Genomic DNA, 24,122 nt, shown 5'->3' on the forward strand with positions numbered 1-24,122 from the left:
GCAATGACGAATTGCATTGACCCCGCACTTTCCTTAGGGGGCGCGCCATGGCGACCATGGGGGACACAATCGTGGCTTTGGACGATCGCGAAGAGGTCGAGCAGACGGTTCGCGCCCTGCTGGTCGACGTGCTCAACCTGAAGCCATCGCGCGTCGCCAAGTTCGACGATGAAACCGAGCTGTTCGGTGCACTGCCGGAGTTCGACTCAATGGCCGTCGCGACCTTGCTGACCGAAATGGAAGAGCGGCTCGGAATCCTGATCGAGGATGAGGATGTCGAGGCCGAGGATTTGATGAGCTTCGGCCGGCTGGTGTCGCTCGCCGAGAGATTGTCGCTAACCTAAGTCAGTTCGCCGCACTCACCGGTTGACCGACTCAGCGCGGCGGGCGCAGGGCTGCCTTGGGCCGCCTGTCTCGGTTGCGCACCATCATTCTCCACGGCCTGAAATCTGCGTGCCGTCTGCGTCTCCCGCAACTCCCTGACCAGGAGAATGATAATGGCCGAAACGACGCCGCCCACCGGCGGTGCGGACACTCTTGCACCCCAACCCACCACGACTGCCTCGGATCGCCCGATTATCGGTACTTCCGCCACCGTGGATCCGACCGTCGAAGATCGCACGATCCGGCCGTTCGAATTCCGAGCTTCGGACGAGGATCTTGCCGACCTCAAACAACGAATTTCCGCGACCCGATGGCCTGAAAAGGAAACCGTTTCCGACGACACGCAGGGCGTCCAGCTCAAGACCATCCAGAAGCTCGCCAGCTACTGGGCCACCGGCTACGACTGGCGCAAGGTGGAGGCACAGCTCAATGCCCTCCCCCAGTTCCTCACGACGATCGATGGCCTCGACATCCACTTCATCCATGTGAAATCCAGGCATGAAAATGCCCTGCCGGTGATCATTACGCATGGCTGGCCGGGATCGATCATCGAACAGCTGAAGCTGGTCGGTCCGCTAACCGACCCGACCGCATTTGGCGGTTCCGCGGAAGACGCGTTCGACGTCGTGATCCCGTCTATGCCCGGCTATGGATTCTCCGGAAAACCCGAAACCACCGGCTGGGGGTCCGAGCGCATTGCCAGCACCTGGGACGTGTTGATGAAGCGGCTCGGCTATGATCGCTACGTCGCCCAGGGCGGCGACTGGGGCGCGATCATCATCGACCAGATGGGTGTGCAGGCACCCGAGGGATTGCTTGGCATCCACACCAACATGGCCTGCGCCATCCCGCCGGAAGTCGACGCGGCCGCCTTTGCCGGCGGCCCTCCGCCCGAAGGCCTGAGCGATGAAGAGCGCTACTCGTTCGACCATGTCGCCTTCTTCTACAAGCATGGCCTTGGCTATGCGCTGGAGATGGGGAACCGTGCGCAGACGCTATACGGTCTCGCGGATTCGCCGGTTGCGCTCGCATCGTGGATCATCGACCACGACATCTGGACCTATCGGCAGATTGCCAAGCTTTTCGACGGCACGCCGCAAGGGTTCACGAGGGACGAGATCCTCGACAACATCACCCTCTACTGGCTGACAAATACCGGCGTATCGTCGGCGCGCCTTTATTGGGAGAACAAGCTGCCCTTCTTCTCCCCGAAAGGCGTAAAGGTCCCGGTCGTCGTCAGCGCCTTCCCGGAAGAGATTTTCCCGGCCACACAGAAATGGGCCGAGAAGGCGTATCCCAACCTGATCTACTATCAGAAGCACCCGGAAGGCGCTCACTTCGCTGCGTGGGAACAGCCGGAAGCGTTGATCGGCGACATGCGCGAGGGCTTCCGCTCGCTGCGTTGACCCTAAGTCGCAGGCGGCTGGTTACTCGGCCGCCTGCAGCGCCTCGAACTCCTCGGCCGCTAGGAATTTCTCCGCATCAAGCGCAGCCATGCAGCCGGTGCCGGCGGCGGTGACTGCCTGGCGGTAGATTTTGTCCATCACGTCGCCGCAGGCGAAGACGCCGGGGATCGAGGTGCGGGTCGAGCCGCTTTCGACTTCGAGATAGCCGTCGCTGTCTAGCTTGAGCTTGCCGGAGAACAGTTCGGTCGCCGGCTTGTGGCCGATCGCGACGAAGGCGCCGTCGACATCGAGCCGGGTAATGGCACCGGTCTTCACGTTGCGGACGTCGAGGCCGACCAAAGCTTCGGGCATTCCGCCGCCGACGAACTCGGCAACTTCGCTGTCCCACATGATCTTGATGTTGGGATGGGCGAACAGCCGGTCCTGCAGGATCTTTTCGGCGCGAAGCGAATCGCGGCGGTGGATCAGGGTCACGTCATGGCTGTGGTTGGTGAGGTAAAGCGCTTCCTCGACCGCGGTATTGCCGCCGCCGATCACCGCGACCTTCTTGCCGCGATAGAAGAAGCCGTCGCAGGTCGCGCAGGCGGACGCGCCCCTGCCCTTCATATGCTCTTCGGACGGAAGGTTGAGCCACTTGGCCTGAGCGCCGGTGGCGATGACCAGCGCATCGGCATGATATTCGGCGCCGCTATCGCCCTTCAGGACGAACGGCCGGCGGGAGAAATCGACTTCGGCGATATGGTCCCAGACCATCTTGGTGCCGACATGCTCCGCCTGCGCCTGCATTTCCTCCATCAGCCAGGGACCCTGGATGACGTCGCGAAATCCGGGATAGTTTTCGACGTCGGTCGTGGTGGTTAGCTGCCCGCCGGGCTGGATGCCCTGGATGACGATCGGCGAAAGGCCTGCACGGGCGGCGTAAATGGCGGCGGTATAGCCGGCTGGGCCCGAACCCAGGACGATCAGGCGGCTGGAAATGACATTGCTCATGGCCCCCAATTAGGGAGCCATTTGCGTCGCGGCAATGGGCGGAAAACGGTGCCTAGAGGATGAACATCGGCGTCTGGTCCACCACTGCGGGAATCGACCGGACAATGGTGCAGCCCTGGGGCTTATTGTTGCGGCGCTGGGCCACTTGCTGCTGTGATTGTTGCTGGCGCTGCTGTATCTGTTCGCCACGGGGGCAGCCCTGGCGACGTTGCGGTTCCCCGGCCCACGCGGCCGCTCCCGGCAATGCCGCCACCAAGATCGCGAAGATCAGCTTCCCCTGCATGCCGCCCACGTAACGACTCTCTGGCTGAACGGCAAATGAATCGAGCGGAGACGCCGAGTTTAACGCCGACGAGCAGAGCGAGGAGGTGTTAAGCGAAGAGACGTCGAACGCCGGACGACCTGCCGGCTCAGCCGGACAGGATCGACGTCACGGATTTACTCCGTGACGGCAAACGCCCGACTCAAGAAAAAGGCGGATCCATGATGAAAACGCACCGTGCCCCACACGGTGCTAGTTTTCATCATCAAGGCCGGGATGACGACTGGGGCCTAAACGAGCCTGCTCTGCTTCAACGCCGCGCCGATAAACCCGGCGAACAGCGGATGCGGCTCGAACGGTCGGCTCTTCAGCTCCGGATGGAACTGGACGCCGATGAACCAGGGATGCTCCGGCCGCTCCACGATTTCGGGGAGTTCTCCGTCCGGCGACATTCCCGAGAAGATCAGCCCGCCCTTCTCCAGGGCTTCGCGATAATGGACGTTGACCTCGTAGCGGTGGCGGTGGCGCTCGCTGATTTCGGTCGTGCCGTACTGCTCCGCAACCTTGCTGTTATGACCCAGCTTGGCCGCATAGGCGCCGAGCCGCATCGTGCCGCCCATGTCGGTGTCGGCGCTGCGCTTCTGAAGGCCTTCGGGGCTCATCCATTCCGTGATGAGGCCCACGACCGGTTCGCTAGTATCGCCGAACTCGGTGGTCGAAGCAGCCTCGATCCCCGCCGTGTTCCGCGCGCCTTCGATGCAGGCCATCTGCATGCCGAGGCAAATGCCGAAGAATGGCACTTCGCGTTCGCGGGCGAATCGGACAGAGGCGATCTTGCCCTCGCTGCCGCGCTCTCCGAAACCCCCCGGCACCAGGATGCCGTGAAGCGGCTCCAGCTCGGCGGCAAGGTCGGCGTCTGCATGTTCGAACATCTCGGCGTCGAGCCAGCGGATGTTGACCTTGACCCGGTTGGCGAGGCCGCCATGAACCAGCGCCTCGCGGAGCGATTTATAGGCATCCGGCAGGCCGACATATTTGCCGACGACGCCGATGGTGACTTCGCCTTCCGGATGGTCGACCCGGTCCATGATGTCGTTCCAGCGGGCAAGCTCGGGGCTGGCCGCGTCATCGATGCCGAATACCTTCAGCACTTCGGCGTCGAGCCCCTCGCCATGATATTGCAGCGGCACGTCATAGATGGACCGCGCGTCCAGCGCCTGGATGACGGCTTCCTTGGGGACGTTGCAGAACAGGGCGATCTTGGCTCGCTCCGCCTCCGGGATCGGGCGATCGGCGCGGCACAACAGCACGTCTGGCTGAATGCCGTAGCTGGTCAGTTCGCGCACCGAATGCTGGGTCGGCTTGGTCTTCAGTTCGCCCGCCGCAGCAATGTAGGGCACCAAGGTCGTGTGGACGAAACAGGTCCGGCCGCGCCCAAGGTCGTTCTTCAGCTGCCGGATCGCCTCGACGAACGGCAGGCTTTCGATGTCGCCGACGGTCCCGCCAATTTCGCAGATGACGAAGTCGAGCCCGTCGACGTCGGTCTGCGCGAATTCCTTGATGGCATTGGTGACGTGCGGGACGACCTGCACCGTCGCGCCAAGATAATCGCCGCGCCGTTCGCGGGCGATGATGTCGCGGTAGATTCGGCCCGACGTGATGTTGTCCGACTGATGCGCGGAAACGCCGGTGAACCGTTCATAGTGGCCGAGGTCGAGGTCGGTTTCAGCCCCATCGTCCGTCACATAGACTTCGCCATGCTGATAGGGCGACATCGTGCCCGGATCGACGTTGAGATAAGGATCGAACTTCCTGATGCGGACCGAATAGCCGCGTGCCTGGAGAAGCGCCCCGAGGGATGCTGCCAGAAGTCCTTTGCCAAGCGAGGAAACCACGCCGCCGGTGATGAAGATATACCGCGTCATGGGAGTCGGGCCTTAGGGGCGCTTTGCCCAATGTGGCAAGCGCCAGAATCGTTCTGGGCGAAAAAAGTCGCTTGTGCCGCTTATTGAGCGATCGGAACCGCCGGCGCCGCTTCGTTGGCAGCCGGAGCCGCGGGAGCCTGCTGTGCCGGAGCCGGCGCAGTGCCCTGATACGGCTGTTCCTTGGCCAGCGAGGTATCGACCGTCGGAGCCTCGCGGGTCACGCCGGCGATGGCGGCAAGCGTGATCGACAGGAAAATGAAGAGGCCGCCAAGGATCGAGGTCGCACGGGTCAGGAAGTCCGCTGCCCCTCGCGCCGTCATCAGGCCCGCCGACGATCCGCCGACGCCAAGTCCGCCGCCTTCCGACCGCTGCATCAGAATCACCGCGACAAGCGCGACGGCAACCAGCGTCTGGACGACGAGCAGGAAGGTGAACATCGATGGGCCTTTACAACAAGAATGGAATTGAGCGGCCCCTTAGCCAGCGCGCGCGGAAAACTCAACGCGCGCCGGCATTGGGAAGCAATTACTGGGCCGAAGCCTCGAGGTCGGCGACAGTTGCACCAACCATGGCGCCGTCGGCGCCGCCCGCGATCCCGTTACGCGGCAGGCGAACAGCCTTGCCGGATGCGAGCTTGATGGTGACGAACTCCGCATCGATCGAATCGATCGTACCGGCGGCCGCACCGGCGCTGTCCTTGACCGACGCGCCGACCACCAGCGATGCGGCGGCGGCGGCGTTAGCGCCTTCGACGAGGGCATTCAGCTCGGCCTGGGTGTTGCCGATGTAGAGCTTTCCGTCCTGCTGGGCGAAGCTCGCCTTGCCGAGCGCAGCTTCGACCTTGTCGGTCTTCACGGTGACGACGTCACCATTAACGGCAGTGATCGTGCCGACGAGATTGCTGCTGGAATCAAGAACCTGTGCCCCAACAGCGAAGCCGCCGTCCTGGGCGAATGCCGGGCCGGCGATGGCCAGAGAGGCCGCAGCAAAAGCAACAAAGAGACGCATCGTAACCTTTCCCTTTGATCAGAAAGGCGTTTGTTTAACGCCCTTTGCCTGATCGGCAAGTGAACAGTGGGTTGCGAGTTGGCGTCGCGAATTATCGATTTGACGTCGCAGACGCCGCTTCGACGATCGGAAGGAAATCGGTGGCCTTCAGGCTGGCGCCGCCGACGAGGGCTCCGTCGACGTCAGGAACGGCGAAAATCTCAACTGCATTCGAAGCCTTCACCGAGCCGCCGTACAGAATTCGAACCTCCGAACCGGCATCACCAAAGGCTGCGACGAGACGGGCTCGCAGAGCGGTGTGCATTTCGTCGATGTCGGCAGTCGACGGCACCTTGCCAGTGCCGATCGCCCAGATGGGTTCATAGGCGACGGAGAATCGCGAGGCCTCCGCAACGCTGCCGGGAAGCGAAGCATCCAGCTGCGCGGCAACGGTTTCCACGGCCTTCCCAGCTTCCCGGATCGCATCGCTTTCGCCCACGCACAGGATCACCGAAAGCCCTGCCGCCAGCGCTGCCTCGGCCTTCGCCTTCACATCGGCATCGCTTTCGCCCTGCGCTTCGCGACGCTCGCTATGGCCGACGATCGTCAGGCGGGCACCCGCGTCGAGCAGCATTGCCGCGGAAATGCATCCGGTATGAGCGCCCTTTTCATTCTGGTGAACATCCTGCCCACCAATTGCGAAGCCCGGCGCCGCGCGAACCGCACGCTCGATCAGGGTCGCGGGAAGGCACAGCGCGACATCTGCATCTGCCGTCTCGGCGGCCAGCGCGATGGACGTCACCTCGGTCAAATCCGCCGAAACGCCATGCATTTTCCAATTGCCCGCCACCAGCTTGCGCCGCGTCATATTTCTCCCCTTCAGCTTGCTTGCTGTAACCGAACGCCGCCCCTAAAGCGGCATTCGATTTTTTTCAAAGTATGGAATTTTCATGCTCTCCGCGTTTCGCAAGCTGTCCAAGTCCGCCTTCGGATCCATCCTCCTGATCCTCTTCCTGATTGCGATTGCCGCTTCATTCGCACTGGCCGACATCAGCAATGTTCGTTCGGGATCCTTTGGGTTCGGCGGCGGCAATGGCCTGGTCCAGGTCGGCGATGAGGATATTTCAGATCGCGACATGGACGGCGCGATGCGGCTAGTCCTGCAGCAGGCGCAGCGGGAGAATCCGGAGGCGACCTATTCGACCATCGCCGACCAGTTCGACCCGGTGCTGGACCAGCTGATCAGCGAGCGGACGCTGCTGGCCTTCGGCAATGACAATGGATTCCAGATTTCGAAGCGGCTGGTCGATGCTCAGATCGCCACCATGCCGCAGGTGCGCGGGCTGGACGGCAAGTTCAGCGAGCAGGCCTATGCGGCTTTCCTGCAGCAGCAGCAGATCAGCGATGCGGATTTCCGGCGTGTAATTCAGAGCGCGGTCATGCAGCGGCTGATGCTCGTACCGGCGGCCGTCGATGCGCGCGTACCGATCGGCGTTGCCCGGCCCTACGCCTCCATGCTGCTCGAAGCGCGTGAGGGCCAGATGGGACTGGTTCCGACCGATGCATTCAAGGCGGGGCTCAACCCATCGGATGGCGACCTCCAGTCGTTCTACACCCAGAATCGCCAGCGCTACATGGTTCCAGAGCAGCGCGTGCTGAAGCTGGCCCGGATCAGCCCCGATTCGCTTCCCACACCGGCCCCGACCGAAGCTGAGATCGCGAAATATTATCGTGACAACCAGGCGACCTATGCCGGCAGCGAGAGCCGGACGATCAGCCAGGCCGTGGTCCAGGACAAGCGCCAGGCCGACGGCATTGCGGCGCGGGCCCGTTCCGGCGCCGCCTTCGCAGCAGCTGCCGCGCCTGCCGGCCTTGCGGCGGAAGACGTTAGCCTGGGATCGCAGACCCGCGCGCAATTCACCGGCGTTGCCAATGACGCCGTTGCCAACGCTGCGTTCGCGGCAGCCAAGGGCGCAATCGTCGGGCCGATCAAATCCGACCTTGGCTGGCATGTCATCAAGGTGGAGGACATTCGCGGCGCATCGGGTCGTACCCTGGCCCAGGCCCGCGACGAAATTGCCGGTCTGCTGACGACCGCCAAGCACAAGGATGCGCTGACGGATCTCGTCACCCGCGTGGAAGACCAGATCATGGACGGCGCCAGCTTCAACGAAGTGGTGACTGCCGCCAAGATCCCGGTGACGACCACGCCGCCGATCAATGCCGGCGGAACGTCGCGAACCGACGCGGCATTCAAGCTTCCGGCGGAATATGCCCCTGCGATCAAGACCGGCTTCGCGATGGGCGTGGACGAGGATGCCGAAATCGTCACCTTGCCAGAAAATGCGGGTTACGTAGTGGTCGCAATCGACCGGATCATTGAATCCGCCCCTGCCCCACTAGCCGAGATCAAGGATCGCGTCCGCGCCGACTGGATCCAGCGCAAGGCGAACGATCGCGCCCGTGCCGTCGCATCGGAAATCGCAGCGAAGGTTGCCCGCGGCACCGATATGGCGAAGGCGATGGACGAGGCCGGCATTCCGCTTCCGCCGGTCCAGCCGATGTCGGCTCGCCGTCTTCAAATCGGCCAGGCCAACGCCGACGCGGCCGTACCGCTGCGCATGTTGTTCACCTTGACGCAGGGAAAGAGCCGGCTGGTCGCCGATCCGAAGGCCCGTGGCTTCATGATCATCAAGACCAACAAGATCGTCCCCGGCAACGCCATGAACAGTCCGATGCTGATCGCCCAGACCCAGGCCGAGTTCCAGCAGTCGGCGTCCAACGAGCTGGGGCAGCAGATGTTGGTCGCAATGAAGCTGGACCAGGGCGTCAAGCGCAACGAGGAAAAGATCACGGCGGCCAAGCGGCGCATCACCGGCGCCGGACAGTAACGGGCGCGGCCGCTGAACGCGCCGCGAATCCTTGTCGTCGACAATGTCGACAGCTTCACCTTCATGCTGGTGGACTATCTGCTGGCGCTGGGGGCCGAGGTTGCGGTCAAACGCAACGATGCGATCTCGGTCGAGGATGCGCTTCGATCGGGATCGGATGGGATCCTGATTTCACCAGGGCCGGGCACTCCGGAACAGGCAGGCATTTCCGTGGAGCTGGCCGCGGCCTGTATCGAGCGTCGTTTCCCGCTGCTAGGGGTTTGCCTGGGCCACCAAGCTATTGCCATCGCCTGCGGGTCCAAGGTCGAGCGGACCAATCCCATCCACGGCAAGGTCGCCACGGTTCGGCATGACGGTACCGGGCTGTTTGCGGGACTGCCCTCGCCCTTCGCTGCCACTCGCTATCATTCGCTTGCGGTTCCCGACCCTCGCCTGCCGCTCATCGCCAATGCGTGGAGCGAAGACGGAACCGTGATGGCAATGCGGCATGAGGGAGCGCCGGTTCATGGCATCCAGTTCCACCCGGAAAGCGTGGCATCCGAACAGGGCAAGGAGCTGCTCTCGGCATTCCTCGAAATCTGCTGCGTTCCCGCTTGACGAAATCCATTTCGTTTCCTACACGTTCTCCGTTCGTTCCTGATGGAGGGGCAGATGCTGACCGCCAAGCAACATGAGTTGTTGAATTTCATCCATGAACGCCTGGCGAAGACGGGCGTCAGTCCGAGCTTCGACGAGATGCGCGAGGCGTTGGACCTCAAGTCCAAGTCGGGTGTGCACCGGCTGATCTCCGCATTGGAGGAACGCCAGTTCATCCGCCGCTTGCCGAACCGCGCCCGCGCGCTCGAAGTGGTGCGAATGCCCGACGTCGCTGTGCCGGCATCGGCGGCGGCACCGGTTCCGCGCCCAATCGTTCCGGCCGCTGCGAACGACACTATCGACATCCCGCTGCACGGCCGCATCGCTGCCGGTACTCCGATCGAGGCGCTGCAGGGTACGGAGGCCTTCTCGGTCCCGGCCGCGCTGCTGGGTCCCGGCGAACATTATGCGCTGGAGGTTTCCGGGGATTCGATGGTTGAGGAAGGCATTCTCGACGGCGATTTCGCGCTGATCCGTAAGGTGGATTCGGCCCGTGACGGAGAGATTGTGGTCGCCTTGATCGACGATGAGGAAGCGACGCTCAAGACGTACCGCCGCGAAGGCCAGATGATCCGGCTCGACCCGGCCAATCGTTCCTATGAGGCGCAACGCTACGACGAGGGCCGCGTTCGGATCCAGGGACGCCTCGCCGGCCTCATCCGCCGGTATTGAGGTAGGCGACCCTCAGACTCGCTCGGACGAACGGTTAGGAATGACGATGCCCCCAAGGATTGACTATGTCGAACTGCCCAGCGTTACCGCGCATGAGCTGACCCGGGGCTTTTATGCCAAAGCGTTCGGTTGGACCTTTACCGATTATGGTCCCGATTATTCCGCGACGACTAGCGGCGATGTCGACCTTGGTTTGAACGGTCAGCCCGATGAGGCGCTGGCGGCGCCGCTGCCGGTAATCCGCGTCGACGACCTGGAAGCTGCGTTCGATGCGGTGATGAAGTCCGGGGGGATCATCGCCAAGCCGATCTTCTCCTTCCCCGGCGGTCGCCGCTTCCACTTCATCGATCCGTCGGGAAGCGAGCTGGCGGTCTGGCAGGAGGCCTGATCGCAAGCGGTTCCGGCCTCCACGGATGCCGGCCGATGCGGTCGGTAACGGATGACACATAAGGCTCGTCGTCCAGGTAGATCGCTAAGCCGCCCGTCCGCTCCAGCATCGGCCGATCGAGCTTGAGCCAGCGCGGCTGGCAGGCGCGTGGCAAGCGGCGATCGGCCATCACGATATCCGCGTCCGCACAGGCCTTCGTCAGGCTGGTCCAATCGATGCGGTCGCGGCTCCTGATGGCGAGCAGTCGCCATGCCCGGCCATCCCGGACGATGTCGGCAATGCAAGCGTCGCGGCTGCATCGGGCGAACCGCTGCTCCTCGAGGTTCGCCGGTTCTCCGTCGAAAGCCGCCGCTTCGCTCATCAGGTCGCGCACGAAGTCGCCGCTCCTGCTGCGGAGCAAGACGGGCGTACCATCGTCGCGGACCAGCGCGAGATGTTGTCCGTCGCCTGTGACGAGCAAAGCCGGCACCGGCGCGAGCGCAGCCCCGGCGGCACCCGTCGCGAAGGCCACCAAACCCCAGAGCCGGACCTTACCGATCCAGAGGCAGGTCCATAGGCCGCCCCCAATCATCAGCGCAAATGCCCAGCGCGACATGGTGGGCAGCATTGTAACCGCGCCTTCTGCACTGGCGATGCTGTGCGCCAAATCCACCATCGCACCGATCGCGATGCCGGTTGCGGACCATAGCGGCGTCCCAAGCCCAACGGCATCCAGCAGCAATGCCCCCGCCTCCAACGGCATAATGACGAAGGTTGTGAGCGGAATGGCAATGAGGATGGCAAAGACGCCGTAAAGCCCAGCCTTGTGGAAATGATAGAGCGCGAAGGGAATGAGCGCGATCTCGACCACCAGGCCGGTGAGGAGCAGGCCGAAGATGCCGCGCAAGAAGCGCATCGGCCAAATCTCCTCTCGGGGAGCAAGCCATGTCCGGACCAGCGACCAGCGATGAAGAGCGATGATCGACGTCACCGCCGCGAAACTCATCTGGAAGCTGGCTCCCGCCAATGCCTCCGGCCGGACCGACAGGACCAGCAGCGCTCCGACCGCGACCAGCCTGAGACTGATGGCGTCGCGGCCTAGTGCAATTCCGCCAAGCACCAGCAAGGCCGCAATGCAGGCGCGAACGGTCGGCACCTGCATTCCGGTGAGCAGCGTATAGGCAATTCCCGCGATCGCGCCGAAGCCTGCGGCGACGAGGACCAGGTTGAAGCGAAGCGCTAGTCGTTCGGATAGTGCCAGCAACCGGAGCGACAACAGCATCGCGGCCCCGACGACTGCCGCGATGTGAAGGCCGCTAACCGATAAAAGATGGGCCAGACCCGACCGGCGCATTGCTTCGGCGTCTTCTTCGGTGACCGCCGCCTGGTCGCCGGTTGCGAGCGCCGTTGCAATTCCACCGGCGCTGCCCGGCAAGCGATCGCGGATATGACGGCCAAGCCCGTCGCGCATCGCATCCAGCCCGCCACCAGCCGTAGGTTTCACGACCTCCACCGGGCCGATTGCTCGCCCGACTCCCCCGATGCCTTGAAACCATGCGTCGCGGGCGAAATCATGGCTTCCGGGCAAGGCCATGGGCGGGGGCGGTTGCAGCCGTGCACGAAGCCGAACATGCGCGCCCTCCCCCAAGCCTTCCGGCGGAGATTTTGCAGGAAAGGAAACACGAACCGTTGGCGGAAGGCCGCCGGTTGTGGTTGCAAGGGTTAGGCGCAAGTCGCCCTTGGCCGCCCGCGTTTCCATACGTTCGACGATGGCCGCGAAGCTGGCCACCGCCGGCCGATCCAGCCGCGGCGTGCCGACCGCCTCGCTCCGCCACCAGATGAGGGCACATCCCGCGGCCATCGCCATGCCGCCGAAGAGTAGCGCCCGGCCGCTCCGCGCGGAACCGAGCGTCAGGCCCGCCGATGCGATTCCAACTGCCAGAACCAGGAATGCTACCCATCCCTGTTCGCCCGGCAGCCACAGCCACGCAGCGATGCCCATTCCGAAAGCCACCGCAAACCAAAGCGGCAGCTGTGCGCGCTCCCTTTCAAGGAATTGTTCGATGCGCCCGGAAACGGCGGAAAACCGCTGGAACAAAAAGGATGGCTGCGCCGGTTCCAGCGGCGCGTCCACTGTGATAGGGGCGCTCGTCCAGTCCATCGGCCCCATCAGACAAGAGGAAAGCGCGTAGCAGCGCAAGCGACAAAATTGACCAGCGCAAATGACAAGATTCCGGGCGTCGTAACCCGCTTCGCTCCCTCACCGACGGGCTACCTCCACATCGGCGGCGCTCGAACGGCGCTGTTCAACTGGCTGTTCGCCCGCCACCACGGCGGAAAATATCTCCTTCGCATCGAAGATACGGACAAGGTCCGGTCGACCAAGGAAGCGATCGACGCGATCCTCGACGGGCTCGACTGGCTGGGCATCAGCGGCGACGGCGAACCCTATTTCCAGTCGCAGTTCGAAAAGCGTCATGCCGAGGTCGCCCACCAGCTGCTGGAAAAGGGTGCGGCCTACCGCTGCTACATGACCCAGGAGGAGCTGGCGGCTTCGCGCGAGCGGGCGCAGGCCGAACGCAAGCCGTTCCGGATCAACAGCGAGTGGCGCGACCGTAGCGACTGGCCGGCCGACAAGCCCTATGTCATCCGCATCAAGGCGCCGCAGCAGGGCGAGACCGTCATCGACGATCTGGTCCAGGGCCGGGTGACCGTCGCCAATGCCGAGATCGACGACTTCATCCTGCTCCGCTCCGACGGATCGCCGACCTACATGCTGGCCGTCGTCGTGGACGATTTCGACATGGGCGTGACCCATGTCATCCGGGGCGACGATCACCTCAATAATGCATTCCGCCAACTGGCGATCATCAACGCCATGGAATGGCCGGTTCCGACCTACGCCCATGTGCCGCTGATCCACGGATTCGACGGGGCCAAGCTGTCGAAGCGCCACGGCGCACTCGGTGTCGACGCTTATCGCGACGAGCTCGGCATCCTGCCCGAGGCGCTGTTCAATTATCTTCTGCGCCTTGGCTGGGGTCACGGCGACGACGAAATCATCAGCCGCGAGCAGGCGGTCGAATGGTTCGACGTCAACCACGTCGGCAAGAGCCCGTCCCGCTTCGACCTGAAAAAGCTAGAAAATCTCAACGGCCACTACATCCGTGAGGCCGACGATCCGCGCCTCGCCTCGCTGGTCTCGCCGAAACTCGGCCTGAGCTATGAGGAACTAACGCTGCTGATCCGCGCTATGCCGGAATTGAAGGCGCGCGCCCACAACGTCCATGAGTTGGCCGACGGCGCATCCTTCCTGTTCGACAAGCGTCCGTTGAAGCTGGATGAGAAGGCCGCAGTGCTGCTCAACGACGAAGCACGTACCCATCTCGCACTTGCACATGGTGCACTTGCTGCGGCGCCGCAGTGGGAGCATGACGCGCTGGATGCTGCAGTGCGGGAGGTTGCAGAAAGCAACTCACTTAAGCTAGGCAAGCTCGCCCAGCCGCTCCGCGCGGCACTAACGGGCAAGACGACCTCGCCGGGTATTTTCGACGTCCTCGTCCTGTTGGGCAAGGAGGAGAGCCTCGCCCGCATCGCCGATCAAATGCTGGAGCCGAATAAATGACGAACAGGACCGCCAAAATTTCCACCGGAAGCGGCGACCTTACCTACCCGCTGCTCGAGGGATCGGTCGGACCGGATGTCATCGACATTCGCAAGCTCTACGGCGAGTCCGGGATGTTCACCTACGATCCCGGCTTCACATCGACTGCCAGCTGCCAGAGCGCGATCACCTATATCGACGGCGACGAAGGCATTTTGCTCCATCGCGGCTACCCGATCGACCAGCTTGCCGAACAGTCGAGCTTCATGGAGGTCGCCTACCTTCTTCTTCACGGTGACTTGCCGAAGAAGAACGAGCTGGAAGAATTCAACTATATCATCAGCCGCCACACCATGCTCCACGAGCAGCTGGCGACCTTTTACCGCGGTTTCCGGCGTGACGCGCACCCGATGGCGATCATGTGCGGCGTGGTCGGAGCATTAAGCGCCTTCTACCACGACAGCACCGACATCACCGATCCGCAGCAGCGGCTGATCGCCTCCCACCGGCTGATCGCCAAGATGCCGACGATTGCGGCGATGGCGTATAAATATTCGATCGGCCAGCCGTTCCTCTATCCGGACAACAGCCTCAGCTATACCGGCAACTTCCTCCGAATGACGTTCGGCGTCCCCGCGGAGCCCTATGAGGTCAATCCGATCGTCGAGAAGGCGATGGACCGGATCTTCATCCTCCACGCCGACCATGAGCAGAATGCGTCGACCTCGACCGTCCGCCTGGCCGGATCGTCTGGCGCCAATCCGTTTGCCTGCATCGCCGCCGGCATCGCCTGCCTGTGGGGTCCGGCGCATGGCGGCGCCAACGAAGCCGCATTGAACATGCTGCGCGAGATCGGCGACGTGAAGCGCATCAAGGAATATGTCGCCCGCGCCAAGGACAAGAACGACCCGTTCCGCCTGATGGGCTTCGGCCACCGCGTCTACAAGAATTACGATCCGCGCGCGAAGGTCATGCAGCAGACCGCCGAGGAGGTTCTGAAGGAGCTGAAGCTTTCGGATCCGGTGCTCGATGTGGCCCGCGAGCTGGAGCAGATCGCGCTCAGCGACGAATATTTCATCGAGAAGAAGCTCTATCCGAACGTCGACTTCTATTCGGGCATCATCCTGAACGCGATCGGCTTCCCGACCGAGATGTTCACCGCGCTATTCGCCCTCGCCCGCACCGTCGGCTGGGTCGCGCAGTGGAACGAGATGATTTCCGATCCCGAGCAGAAGATCGGCCGCCCGCGCCAGCTCTATGTCGGTGCGACGCAGCGCGATTACGTACCGGCGGGCAAGCGCTAGGCGCTCAGGCTCCTGGCAGGACCAAAGTGAAGCGCGCGCCCTGCCCGGGCGTGCTCACCAACTCGATATCGCCGCCCATTGATCGGGCAAGGCGCCGCGAGATGGCGAGACCGAGTCCGCTCCCCTCGGGCGATGTGTCGGCGCGTTCGTAGCGCTCGAAAATTCGCTCCTGGTCTGCCTCGGCAACCCCGGGTCCTTCGTCGGCCACCGTCACGGCCACACTATCGCCCCGGCGCTCGGCGATGACGGCGACGGTAGCGCCTTCCGGCGAATGGCGGACCGCATTGTTCAGCAGATTGACGAGAATCTGGACAACTCCGCGCGGCTCGCCGCTGGCCGTCAGCGCCTCATCTGCGCCGACCCGTTCAAGGTGGATCGAGCGCTCCTCGGCGCGAGGATGGACGAGCTGCATCGCTTCCGTTGCGCAATCGACCAGGTTGAGCTGAGCACTGGAGGCCGGCGCCTGCTGGTCGGTGATCGAATGGACGACGGACAAAAGATGCCGGCCGGCCGCGGCGATGTCTCCGGCATAAGCCGCATAATCGCTCCTCAGCGGCCCTTCGCTGCGGTCCACGATGCGTTCCGCCGCGGCGATGATCCGGTCGAGAGGCGAACGCAGCGCTTCGTCCAGTGAGGCGTCGATGGCCAGCCCGCCGTGATGCCGGTCGTCGCCGTCCACGGCCACTTCGATTTCATAGCCGCCGAGCCCCGACGACGTGACCAATGCCACGCCCTCAAGGGTCAATTCGATGTCGTTCTTTCCGCGAAGCTTGGCGCGCTGCCCGGTAAAATCGCGGCGGGCGGCGATGGCTGACAAGAGCGGCATGCCATGACCGTCATCGCTAAGCAGGAAATGCCGCGTCAGCGGGTCGCCGACCGCGCTTGCAGCATCGATACCCAGCCGCTCCGCCAAGGTCTCGCCCATCCGCGTGATTTTCAGCTCGGCGTCGGTTGTGAAGCTCAGAGCCTCGCTACCCTCGTCTTCGTCCGGGAGCGGTTCGCTGCCGACCAGCGTCAGCCGTGGTGGCGCAGGTGGTCGCGACTTCCATCCTTCGATGGTCAGCCTCGCCCCTTCGGCGTCGGGCTCGGCGCGAACCCAAAGATCGATATCCTGGTCGCTCGATGCTGCAATGACCGCGCGCGAAAGAGGCACACCAAGCTTGATCGCCGATCGCGCTACCGCGGCCAGTTGCGGTAGCGCGAGCGGGGCGCCCAACTTCGACCCCGCCTCCTGCTGGAGCTTCAGCAGCGGCGCGTCCGCCTCTACCAGCCGACCGTCGCGGTCGACTCGTCCGCTGACCGGTCCAAGATCGGAAGGAACGCTAGCCATGGGCCAGCCCAAATGCCTGGCGCGCGGTGCGATAATGCGGATCGAGCCGCAGCCAATGGCGACGCTCCTCGACGACTGCATCGTCAATCCCATCGAAGCGGTCGATGAACCGTTCCGCCGAATGGGCGCCCGACATGGGTTCGAACGCTGCCAGGATCTGCGCGGCCGTGGCCCGCTCGCATCCTGCCAGCCGTGCCAGCATCATCGCCTCGCCGCTCGTGAACATCCGCCAGGCGTCGTCCGGATCGATACCCGCACGACGGGCAAGCAGCCCCGCCAGCAAGGCAGCGTCGCCTTCGCCAGCCAAGGTCGCGACCATCCCATCGTCGCCTCGGCCAGTGGATTCGAGACCCCGAGCCAGTGACGCGACGGTCGCCTCCAACCTCCGTCCTTCGTCATGGCGTGCGAGGACCGCGCGTACGGCCTCGATCAGCGCCATTTCCGAATCGCTGTCCAATCCATGCCAGAGCGCTGCTGCAACTGAATTGACCAGGGCCACGGCATCTTCCGCCGCGACATCGTCGAATTCCGCACCAAGGCGCCCGAACTTGTCCAGCCGGCGGCCCCGAGCCAAGGTCAATGCCATGGCGCTTTCGGCGACCGAGCCATCCTGGTCTCCGACGAGCGATCCCAGCATCGACGTTCCGCGATGGGCGTGCCCCGAGAGCTGTTGCTCGTCCGCCCTGCGCAGAAGTAGGCTGACCAGCCCCTGCCGTTCCAGAAGCCCGGCATTGCGAAGCTGGCGGTAAAGGCCGTCGCGCAGGTGTTCAGCCTTTGCACCAAGCAAAGGCGGCAATTGGGAAATCAGCTCGTCGGCAACCTCGAGAACGAGCGAGCGGAGCATGGCTGCCATCAGCGCCCGCTCTTCATCGGTCAGCCTGCTGGCTTCATCGAGGAAGAAATCGGTCATGACTGCGGGCAGCCGGTCGCGACCCGCGTGTGGGCGCGCGGGATCGACCGGGCGGTCGGCTGCACCAGCAGCGAGCGGCCATTCCACGGGCATCATTCTGTCTTCATAAAACAGATGGGGTTAACGCGCGGTCAATCCCGTTCGACAATGTGACGAAAGTGCTGGGCAATGAAAAAGCTGGTCGCCGCATAGACTGCGAGCAATCCAAGATAGGCCGACCACCAGCCGCCGATCGCAAAGGGCAGCGCCAGCCAGATCGCCGATCGCCGCGAAAAATGCCATTCGCTGCCCGGTAACGTCCGCCCGGACCGTTCGACCTGCGCCGCTTCGGCGAAGGCGCCCGCGCCCAAGGCGGCCATCAGCGCCCCCCAGCCCGAATCGTGGTTCATTTCGAACCAGCCGAGCGCGAGTAAGGCGAGGCCCGCGGCAGGCCATAAAAGGCGCCGGGACAGCATCGCCGGGCTCAGCGGCTGCAGGCGAAGCGTGGCAAGACGCTGCGCGACGAGGTCGAGCGGGGTCGACAGCACCAACAGCGCAATCGCTCCCCAGTGCCATCCGCGGCTGAAGCAAAACGCCCCGCCAACCGTCATCACCAGTCCTGCCTGGACCAGCCAGCTGGGCCTGACCGCGGTTTCCATCAGCTTTTCGGTGGCGAACTCCTCGACCATGGGGAGGAGGTAGCGGCTGACCCAATCCTCACGGACGGCGCGCGAAGCAACGATTAGCCTGCGTTCATAGCCCGCCACGCCTTCCTCGTTCGCCGCAAGAAATGGCCCCCGCCCCTCTGCGTCCGACGATTTCAGGAGCCGGGAACCCGACTGGATGGCCCGCCGCAGCAAGGTCGATTGGAGGTCCCAATCGCCAAGCATAGCGGCGGTTGCCCCGACCATGTTGGAATCGACCCGCGCCAACCCGGCCCAGCGGTTCGTGCCATCGATGCGCTCGAATTCCGAATGAGCCTCGTCATCCGGAACCGTCAGGATCGCGCTCCCGCCTTCTTCGAGAAGCCGCTCCAGGTCGCCCATGTCCGGCAAAATACCGTCGGCGAGGAGGATGAGGTCGTTGCCGGCCTCGAAGCGGCTCGCCGCCTCGCTCCCGTCGCTGACGGGAATGATCGAAATTCCCTCCGACCGAAGGCGATCGAACGCTTCGTTGAGGGCTGGCGGAACGCGCTCGACCAGCACGACCAGCGGCGCTGCGCCGGCAGCGGCAAGGCAGCGTGCCTGAAATTCCACCAATGTACGGCCAGCGAGCGGAAGCAGGGCTCGAAGCCCGCCCGAATCGTCTTCCTGATAGGCACCGATCAAGGCGCCGAGCGCCATGGCTAACCCCGCTTGACTTGAAGTTCCCCCCTGAAGTCACGGACCATAGGGCAGCCCCGGTGATAATTTCTACCCTGGACTGTGCCCTTTTGTCGCTTTTCCCACCCAACAAAGGTGGTAAACTCCCCGGTCATGAGCACCAGCCCGCATCGCGCCCAGCATGAGCCACTCCACAACCAGGTGGAGGAGATCCCGACGGTCGAAGGCGAAGAGGTGTATGGCGGGCCAAGCTTCGATCGGATGAGTTGGGCGGAGACCCGCGACATTCATGGCATCGCCACCGAAGGCGGCCGTCAGGTGCTGGGTTGGGCGCTTTCGATCCTGGCGCTGCTGTGGGTCGGCTATACCGCCTGGTCCGCAGGCCGCGCGCTCGCGACCGAACCGCTGACCAGCCCGCAGATTGCCCAGTGGGTCGCGATCATGGCTGGACCGCTGGCACTGTTGGGCCTCGTCTGGCTGATGTTCGGACGGACGCGCCGTAAGGAAGCGGAGAAATTCACGCGGTCCGTAATCACGATGCGGACCGAGGCGCGTGCGCTTCAGGATGTACTGGCGGCGCTGCAGCAGCAGGTTGCCGAGAATCACCGCTCGCTTGGCGTGATGGCCGGCGACCTGATGGGCCTTGGCGACCAGGCCGCGAACCGCCTCGGATCGATAACCGCCCAGCTAAACGAAGGGTCGCGGACCCTGGCCGAGCATGGCGCGGCGCTGGACCGGGCCGCTGAATCCGCGCGAACCGACATCGGCGTCCTTCTCACCGACCTTCCGCAGGCCGAGGACAGCGCCAAGCGAATGGCCGACAGCCTGCGCAGCGCCGGCCGTTCCGCCATCGAGCAGGCAGCACAATTCGAACATCAGGTTGGTCAGCTCTCCACACAGGCCGAGCAAGCCGATGCGATCGTGCGCGAAGCGTCACAGCGCCTGCTTGCCAACCTCAGCCAGATCGAAGCCGCCGGAAACGGCGCAACCGCCAGCATTTCGCAGGCAGGCGAAGCGACCCGTGCAACGGTCGACGAACTGCTTGCTCGTTCGGCGGAAGCACTTGCGGAGATCCGCACCGGGGTCGACGCACAGGCGACCGCGGTTTCGGCGCTCGTCGCGCAAAGCCGGGCAGGAATCGGCCGTGCCGGCATCGATGCGGCCGAATTGCTTGGGGAAAGGCTGGCCGGCGCCGGATCGGCATTGGACGGCCTCAGTTCCCGAATTGCCGAGCAGGAACGCGCTTCCCAACGGCTCGTCGCCGACCTCGACCTTGGTCTCGCGGCACTCGACGAGCGGTTCACGGAAGTTGCGCGCACGGGCGATGAGCGCGCTGGCCAGATACAGACTGCGCTTGGACGGCTGCGCGGCGAACTGGAGCAATTGTCTGCCGCCACGTCCGGCCATGACAACAGCATCGATGGGCTCGCAAATCGGACGGAGCGGCTCCGTTCGGGTCTCGATGAGCTTGGCCTGATGCTGTCGGGCCAGATGACGTCGACACTGGCCGATGCAGAAGCGGGCGCGGCGCGCTTGCTTGCTTCGGCCGAAACGGCACGGCCCAATATCGAGCAGATGCGCGACGCGGCGATCGAAGCCGCCAACCGCATCGAATCCGGCGCGTCTAATGTCGAGGCTCAGCAGGAACGCCTCGCCGCCCTGATGACCTCTGTCGACCTTGGCGTCAGCCAGGCGGAGGAGCGGCTCACGGAACTCAGCGCCTCCATCGCCGCCGCCAGCCAGGAAGCGGGCCGCCTGTCGAACGAGACCGGACCGGCATTGGTCAATGCGCTTGTCCAGGTGCGCGAAGCAGCGGCCCATGCGGCGGAACGCGCCCGCGAAGCCATTGCCAAGGTCATCCCGGAAAGCGCCGGCGAAATGAGCAAGGCCACGCGCCAGGCCCTGGAGAAGGCCGTCCGCGAAAGCGTCGAAGCCAAGCTGATCGAGCTCGACACCGTTGCCGCGCGCGCAGTCGAGACGGCCCGCGAGGCTTCGGACCGGCTTACCGCGCAAATGCTCTCGATCGGCCAGAGTGCCGTGGCGCTGGAAGCCCATATTGAACGGAACCGTGAGGCTCAGCTCAAGGATAGCGGCGAAGAATTCGCGCTTCGCGTCTCGCTGCTGATGGATTCGATGCATTCGGCCGCCATCGACGTTCAGAAGATCCTGAGTGACGAGATCGACGACAAGGCATGGAACCATTATCTCAAGGGCAATCGCGGGGTGTTCACCCGCCGCGCCGTGCGGCTTCTGGGTGGGACCGAAACCAAGGCGATCGCCGGACAATATGAGACCGATCCGGAGTTCCGGAACGCGGTCAATCATTATGTCCAGGATTTCGAAGCGATGCTGCGGCGGGTCCTCGCCGAGCGCGACGGCGGAATGATTGCCGTCACCCTGATGTCGAGCGACATGGGCAAGCTCTACGCCGCCCTGGCGCAATCGGTTGAGAAGAAGCTTTAGGGCGCCGTCAATTGTAGAAGTCGAGGTCGTCGACCGTGATCCAGCCGAACTGGTAATTGGCGACGAATAGCGCAGTCATAAGCGCCGCGATCACGCCCGCTCGGATCAGATGTCCCGGCAGGTCGAAGCGATGCGGAGCGCTATCCGCTTGCCCAGCGACCCGCTCCGCCCCCGCTTCTTCTGCCGTCTTCACGCCGAACGGCAAGGTGATGAAGGCGGTAAGACAGAAAATCAGGAAATAGATGGCAAGGACCGACGTCCACTTCATACGGCGACCTCGACCAGCATGACGTCGACGACCGGCTTCTTGCCCGTCCACAGCGTCGCGCAACGGCGCACCGCCAACCGGACCGCTTCACGAACCTTCTCGACCTCACGCGTCGGTTCATAAGCACGCTCGGCCGCGTCGCAGGCGTCGGCCAGGAAGTCCTCCCGGTCCTGCTCTACTGGAACGCCGAACAACCGGATCTGCACCTTGCCGGAAAGCCGGCCTTGCGCGTCGATCGGCACCGCGACCGCCATCAGGCCGTTGTGGGCAATCTTGCGGCGCTCATTGAGGGTGGATCCATCGGCCGGCAAGATGACATCGCCGTCGAGCACGAGCCTGCCGACCCGCTCCTCTCCGATTTTCGTTGGCCCGTCGGGAGCAAGACGGATGAGGTCACCATTCTTCTGGACGATGGCGCTAGGAACGCCCTCAGCAAGGCCAAGGCGCGCTTGCTCACGCATGTGCCGCATCTCGCCATGGACCGGCACGAGAATCTCCGGCCGTATCCAGCGATACATGGCTGCAAGCTCCGGCCTTCCCGGATGTCCGGATACATGGATATGCGCCTGTCGCTCGGTGACCGTGATGACACCAAGATCACTGAGCGCGTTCATGATCCGGCCGATCGCCATCTCATTGCCGGGGATCTGCTTGGACGAGAAGATCACCGTGTCGCCCTCGCCGATCTTCAGCTCATGCTGGCCGAACGCAATCCGGGCCAGCGCGGCGCGCGACTCCCCCTGCCCGCCGGTGGCGATGATCAGCACATCCTCCTTGGGCAGCGTCATCGCCTCGTCGAAGCGAAGTGTCTCCGGGAAGTCGAGCAGGTATCCGGTGGCCTTGGCGACCTTCAGGATGCGATCGAGGCTCCGGCCAGCGACTACGACCTTGCGGTTGGTTTCGATCGCCACCCGGCCGATCGTCTCAAGCCGAGCGGCGTTGGACGCGAAGGTGGTGATGAGCACGCGGCCTCGCGCCTTCATCACCTCGTTGCGAAGGGCTTCATGGACCGAGGATTCGCTGCCCGACGCGCTATTCACGAAGGCATTGGTGGAATCGCAGACCAGCGCCAGGACGCCGCTGTCGCCGATCTCCGTCAGCGTCTCGGCCGAACTTGGATGGCCGAGCACCGGCGTCTCGTCGATTTTCCAGTCGCCCGTGTGGAAGATCTTGCCGAACGGCGTTTCAATCAGCAGCCCGTTTCCTTCGGGGATGGAGTGGGCCAGCGGCACATAAGTCACCCGGAATGGATCGAGATCGATCGAGCCGCCACGGTCAATGACCCGCAACTCCACCTGTCCGGTCAGCCCCTCCTCCTCGAGCTTTCCGGCGATGAGTCCAGCAGTGAAGGGCGTGGCATAGAGCGGCACCTTGAGATCGGCGGCGAGATAGGGGAGCGCTCCGATATGGTCCTCATGGCCATGGGTCAGCACGATTCCGACCAGATCCTTCATCCGTTCCTCGATGAATTCGAGTTCGGGAAGGATGAGCTCAACCCCCGGATAGTCGGGATCCGCGAAGGTCAGGCCAAGGTCGGCCATCAGCCATTTGCCGCGACAGCCGTAGAGATTGACGTTCATGCCAATCTCGCCGGACCCGCCGAGGGCGAGGAAAAGCAGTTCTTCGCCCGGCGTCATTTCGAGCTTCCGGCCGCGAGCAATGCGAGTCCCTGGATCGTCAGGTCAGGTTCGATCACGTCGAATGCGTCAGTATTCTTGTCGAACAATATGGCGAGGCCCCCGGTGGCGATCACCGTCACCGGCCGCCCGATCTCCGCTTTCAGTCTGGCCACCAGCCCCTCGATCATTGCCACATATCCCCAGTAAACGCCGATCTGCATTTGCGTTTCCGTGGTTCGCCCAACGACGCTTTTGTCTTCCGGCGCGGCGATCGCGATGCGTGGCAATTTCGCGGCGGCTGAGACGAGCGCGTCGAGGCTGAGGTTGATGCCGGGCGCGATGATCCCGCCCTTATAAGCCCCGCTGTAATCGACGACGTCGAAGGTGGCGGCGGTTCCAAAGTCGATGACGAGCAGGTCGCCCTGATGCTTGGCATGAGCGGCCATGACATTGAGTGCCCGGTCGGCGCCGACGCTTTGCGGGTCGGCAACGTCCAGCGCTAGCGGCCACTCCGCATCCCCCTGCCCCGCGACCAGCGCCTTCACGCCGAAATATTTGGAGCTGAGCACCTCAAGATTGTGAAGCGCCCGCGGGACGACCGTGCCGATGATAACCTGGCTGACATCGTCCCGGCCATAGCCTTCCAGTTCCAGGAGCTGGTGCAACCAGACGGCATATTCGTCGGCGGTCCTCCGGGGATCGGTGGCAATTCGCCATCGCGCCTTGATCTCCTGCCCGTCGACCAGGGCAAAGACGAGGTTGGTGTTCCCGGCATCGATCGCAAGCAGCATGGATCGCGCCTT

At 63.7% G+C, this 24,122-nt stretch carries 22 protein-coding genes; 9 read left to right on the forward strand and 13 right to left on the reverse strand.

All coding sequences use genetic code 11. The features are described 5' to 3' along the window. Positions 1-47 precede the first annotated feature (47 nt). Positions 48-344 (forward strand): acyl carrier protein, encoded by a 297-nt coding sequence (locus LZ496_RS02985; protein WP_249903105.1) that lies wholly within the window; start codon positions 48-50, stop codon positions 342-344. Between the two features lie 153 nt (positions 345-497). After that, positions 498-1,790, forward strand: coding sequence for an epoxide hydrolase family protein (locus LZ496_RS02990; RefSeq protein WP_249903106.1), 1,293 nt, complete (start codon positions 498-500; stop codon positions 1,788-1,790). A gap of 21 nt (positions 1,791-1,811) precedes the next feature. On the opposite strand, the gene trxB is transcribed toward LZ496_RS02990, so the two are convergent. From trxB to tpiA, 6 genes are all read right to left on the reverse strand, one after another. Next, a complete protein-coding gene (trxB, locus tag LZ496_RS02995) occupies positions 1,812-2,780 on the reverse strand; it encodes a thioredoxin-disulfide reductase (protein ID WP_249903107.1) in 969 nt (322 codons plus the stop codon). Between the two features lie 52 nt (positions 2,781-2,832). Then, positions 2,833-3,063 carry a hypothetical protein gene (locus tag LZ496_RS03000; protein ID WP_249903108.1) on the reverse strand — a complete coding sequence of 77 codons (231 nt, stop codon included), beginning with the start codon at positions 3,061-3,063 and terminating at the stop codon, positions 2,833-2,835. Positions 3,064-3,332: 269 nt separating this feature from the next. Further along, complete coding sequence (locus LZ496_RS03005) at positions 3,333-4,967, reverse strand: CTP synthase (RefSeq protein ID WP_249903109.1); 1,635 nt, start codon at positions 4,965-4,967, stop codon at positions 3,333-3,335. Between the two features lie 80 nt (positions 4,968-5,047). Further along, the gene (secG, locus tag LZ496_RS03010; RefSeq protein WP_249903110.1) at positions 5,048-5,404 is read right to left on the reverse strand and encodes a preprotein translocase subunit SecG; all 357 of its coding nucleotides are present in this window, start codon (positions 5,402-5,404) and stop codon (positions 5,048-5,050) included. A gap of 88 nt (positions 5,405-5,492) precedes the next feature. After that, positions 5,493-5,975: a hypothetical protein gene (locus LZ496_RS03015; protein WP_249903111.1), complete on the reverse strand. Its 483-nt coding sequence runs from the start codon at positions 5,973-5,975 to the stop codon at positions 5,493-5,495. A gap of 91 nt (positions 5,976-6,066) precedes the next feature. Beyond that, entirely contained in the window at positions 6,067-6,822 is a 756-nt protein-coding gene (tpiA, locus tag LZ496_RS03020) for a triose-phosphate isomerase (RefSeq protein WP_249903112.1), read from the reverse strand. Positions 6,823-6,904: 82 nt separating this feature from the next. Here tpiA and LZ496_RS03025 point away from each other — a divergent pair, with 82 nt between their 5' ends. The 4 genes from LZ496_RS03025 to LZ496_RS03040 are packed head-to-tail and all read left to right on the forward strand — an operon-like array spanning position 6,905 to position 10,541. Further along, a complete protein-coding gene (locus LZ496_RS03025; protein WP_249903113.1) occupies positions 6,905-8,845 on the forward strand; it encodes a peptidylprolyl isomerase in 1,941 nt (646 codons plus the stop codon). 27 nt (positions 8,846-8,872) lie between these two features. Continuing rightward, on the forward strand, positions 8,873-9,442 hold the full coding sequence (locus LZ496_RS03030; RefSeq protein ID WP_366516698.1) for an anthranilate synthase component II: 570 nt from the start codon (positions 8,873-8,875) through the stop codon (positions 9,440-9,442). Between the two features lie 54 nt (positions 9,443-9,496). Further along, a complete protein-coding gene (gene lexA / locus LZ496_RS03035; protein ID WP_249903115.1) occupies positions 9,497-10,153 on the forward strand; it encodes a transcriptional repressor LexA in 657 nt (218 codons plus the stop codon). Positions 10,154-10,199: 46 nt separating this feature from the next. Then, positions 10,200-10,541: a VOC family protein gene (locus LZ496_RS03040; protein ID WP_249903116.1), complete on the forward strand. Its 342-nt coding sequence runs from the start codon at positions 10,200-10,202 to the stop codon at positions 10,539-10,541. Here the strand turns inward: LZ496_RS03040 and LZ496_RS03045 are convergent. Further along, on the reverse strand, positions 10,495-12,681 hold the full coding sequence (locus tag LZ496_RS03045; RefSeq protein WP_249903117.1) for a ComEC/Rec2 family competence protein: 2,187 nt from the start codon (positions 12,679-12,681) through the stop codon (positions 10,495-10,497). The two genes, LZ496_RS03040 and LZ496_RS03045, sit on opposite strands and share 47 nt — an antisense overlap. A gap of 48 nt (positions 12,682-12,729) precedes the next feature. Between LZ496_RS03045 and gltX the strand changes: the two genes are divergently transcribed. Beyond that, complete coding sequence (gene gltX, locus LZ496_RS03050; RefSeq protein WP_249903118.1) at positions 12,730-14,145, forward strand: glutamate--tRNA ligase; 1,416 nt, start codon at positions 12,730-12,732, stop codon at positions 14,143-14,145. Beyond that, positions 14,142-15,428 (forward strand): citrate synthase, encoded by a 1,287-nt coding sequence (locus LZ496_RS03055; RefSeq protein ID WP_249903119.1) that lies wholly within the window; start codon positions 14,142-14,144, stop codon positions 15,426-15,428. The genes gltX and LZ496_RS03055 overlap by 4 nt, the downstream gene beginning before the upstream one ends. Before the next feature lie 4 nt (positions 15,429-15,432). Here LZ496_RS03055 and LZ496_RS03060 read toward each other — a convergent pair whose 3' ends face one another. Genes LZ496_RS03060 through LZ496_RS03070 form a run of 3 tightly spaced genes read right to left on the reverse strand, consistent with a single transcriptional unit; the run spans position 15,433 to position 18,990 of the window. After that, on the reverse strand, positions 15,433-16,758 hold the full coding sequence (locus tag LZ496_RS03060; protein WP_249903120.1) for a sensor histidine kinase: 1,326 nt from the start codon (positions 16,756-16,758) through the stop codon (positions 15,433-15,435). Further along, positions 16,751-17,764, reverse strand: a complete 1,014-nt coding sequence (locus LZ496_RS03065) for a hypothetical protein (RefSeq protein ID WP_249903121.1) — start codon at positions 17,762-17,764, stop codon at positions 16,751-16,753. The genes LZ496_RS03060 and LZ496_RS03065 overlap by 8 nt, the downstream gene beginning before the upstream one ends. 35 nt (positions 17,765-17,799) lie before the next feature. Beyond that, a complete protein-coding gene (locus tag LZ496_RS03070; RefSeq protein ID WP_249903122.1) occupies positions 17,800-18,990 on the reverse strand; it encodes a hypothetical protein in 1,191 nt (396 codons plus the stop codon). A 132-nt stretch (positions 18,991-19,122) separates the two neighbouring features. On the opposite strand from LZ496_RS03070, the gene LZ496_RS03075 reads away from it, so the two are divergent. Next, positions 19,123-21,432, forward strand: coding sequence for a coiled-coil domain-containing protein (locus tag LZ496_RS03075; protein ID WP_249903123.1), 2,310 nt, complete (start codon positions 19,123-19,125; stop codon positions 21,430-21,432). 7 nt (positions 21,433-21,439) lie between these two features. On the opposite strand, the gene LZ496_RS03080 is transcribed toward LZ496_RS03075, so the two are convergent. Genes LZ496_RS03080 through LZ496_RS03090 form a run of 3 tightly spaced genes read right to left on the reverse strand, consistent with a single transcriptional unit; the run spans position 21,440 to position 24,110 of the window. After that, positions 21,440-21,700, reverse strand: coding sequence for a DUF1467 family protein (locus tag LZ496_RS03080; RefSeq protein ID WP_249903124.1), 261 nt, complete (start codon positions 21,698-21,700; stop codon positions 21,440-21,442). Beyond that, positions 21,697-23,337, reverse strand: coding sequence for a ribonuclease J (locus tag LZ496_RS03085; RefSeq protein WP_249903125.1), 1,641 nt, complete (start codon positions 23,335-23,337; stop codon positions 21,697-21,699). The genes LZ496_RS03080 and LZ496_RS03085 overlap by 4 nt, the downstream gene beginning before the upstream one ends. Further along, positions 23,334-24,110, reverse strand: coding sequence for a type III pantothenate kinase (locus LZ496_RS03090; protein WP_249903126.1), 777 nt, complete (start codon positions 24,108-24,110; stop codon positions 23,334-23,336). The genes LZ496_RS03085 and LZ496_RS03090 overlap by 4 nt, the downstream gene beginning before the upstream one ends. Between the last annotated feature and the right edge of the window lie 12 nt (positions 24,111-24,122).

This window comes from Sphingomonas caseinilytica, assembly GCF_023516455.1.
GTDB lineage: Bacteria > Pseudomonadota > Alphaproteobacteria > Sphingomonadales > Sphingomonadaceae > Sphingomicrobium > Sphingomicrobium caseinilyticum.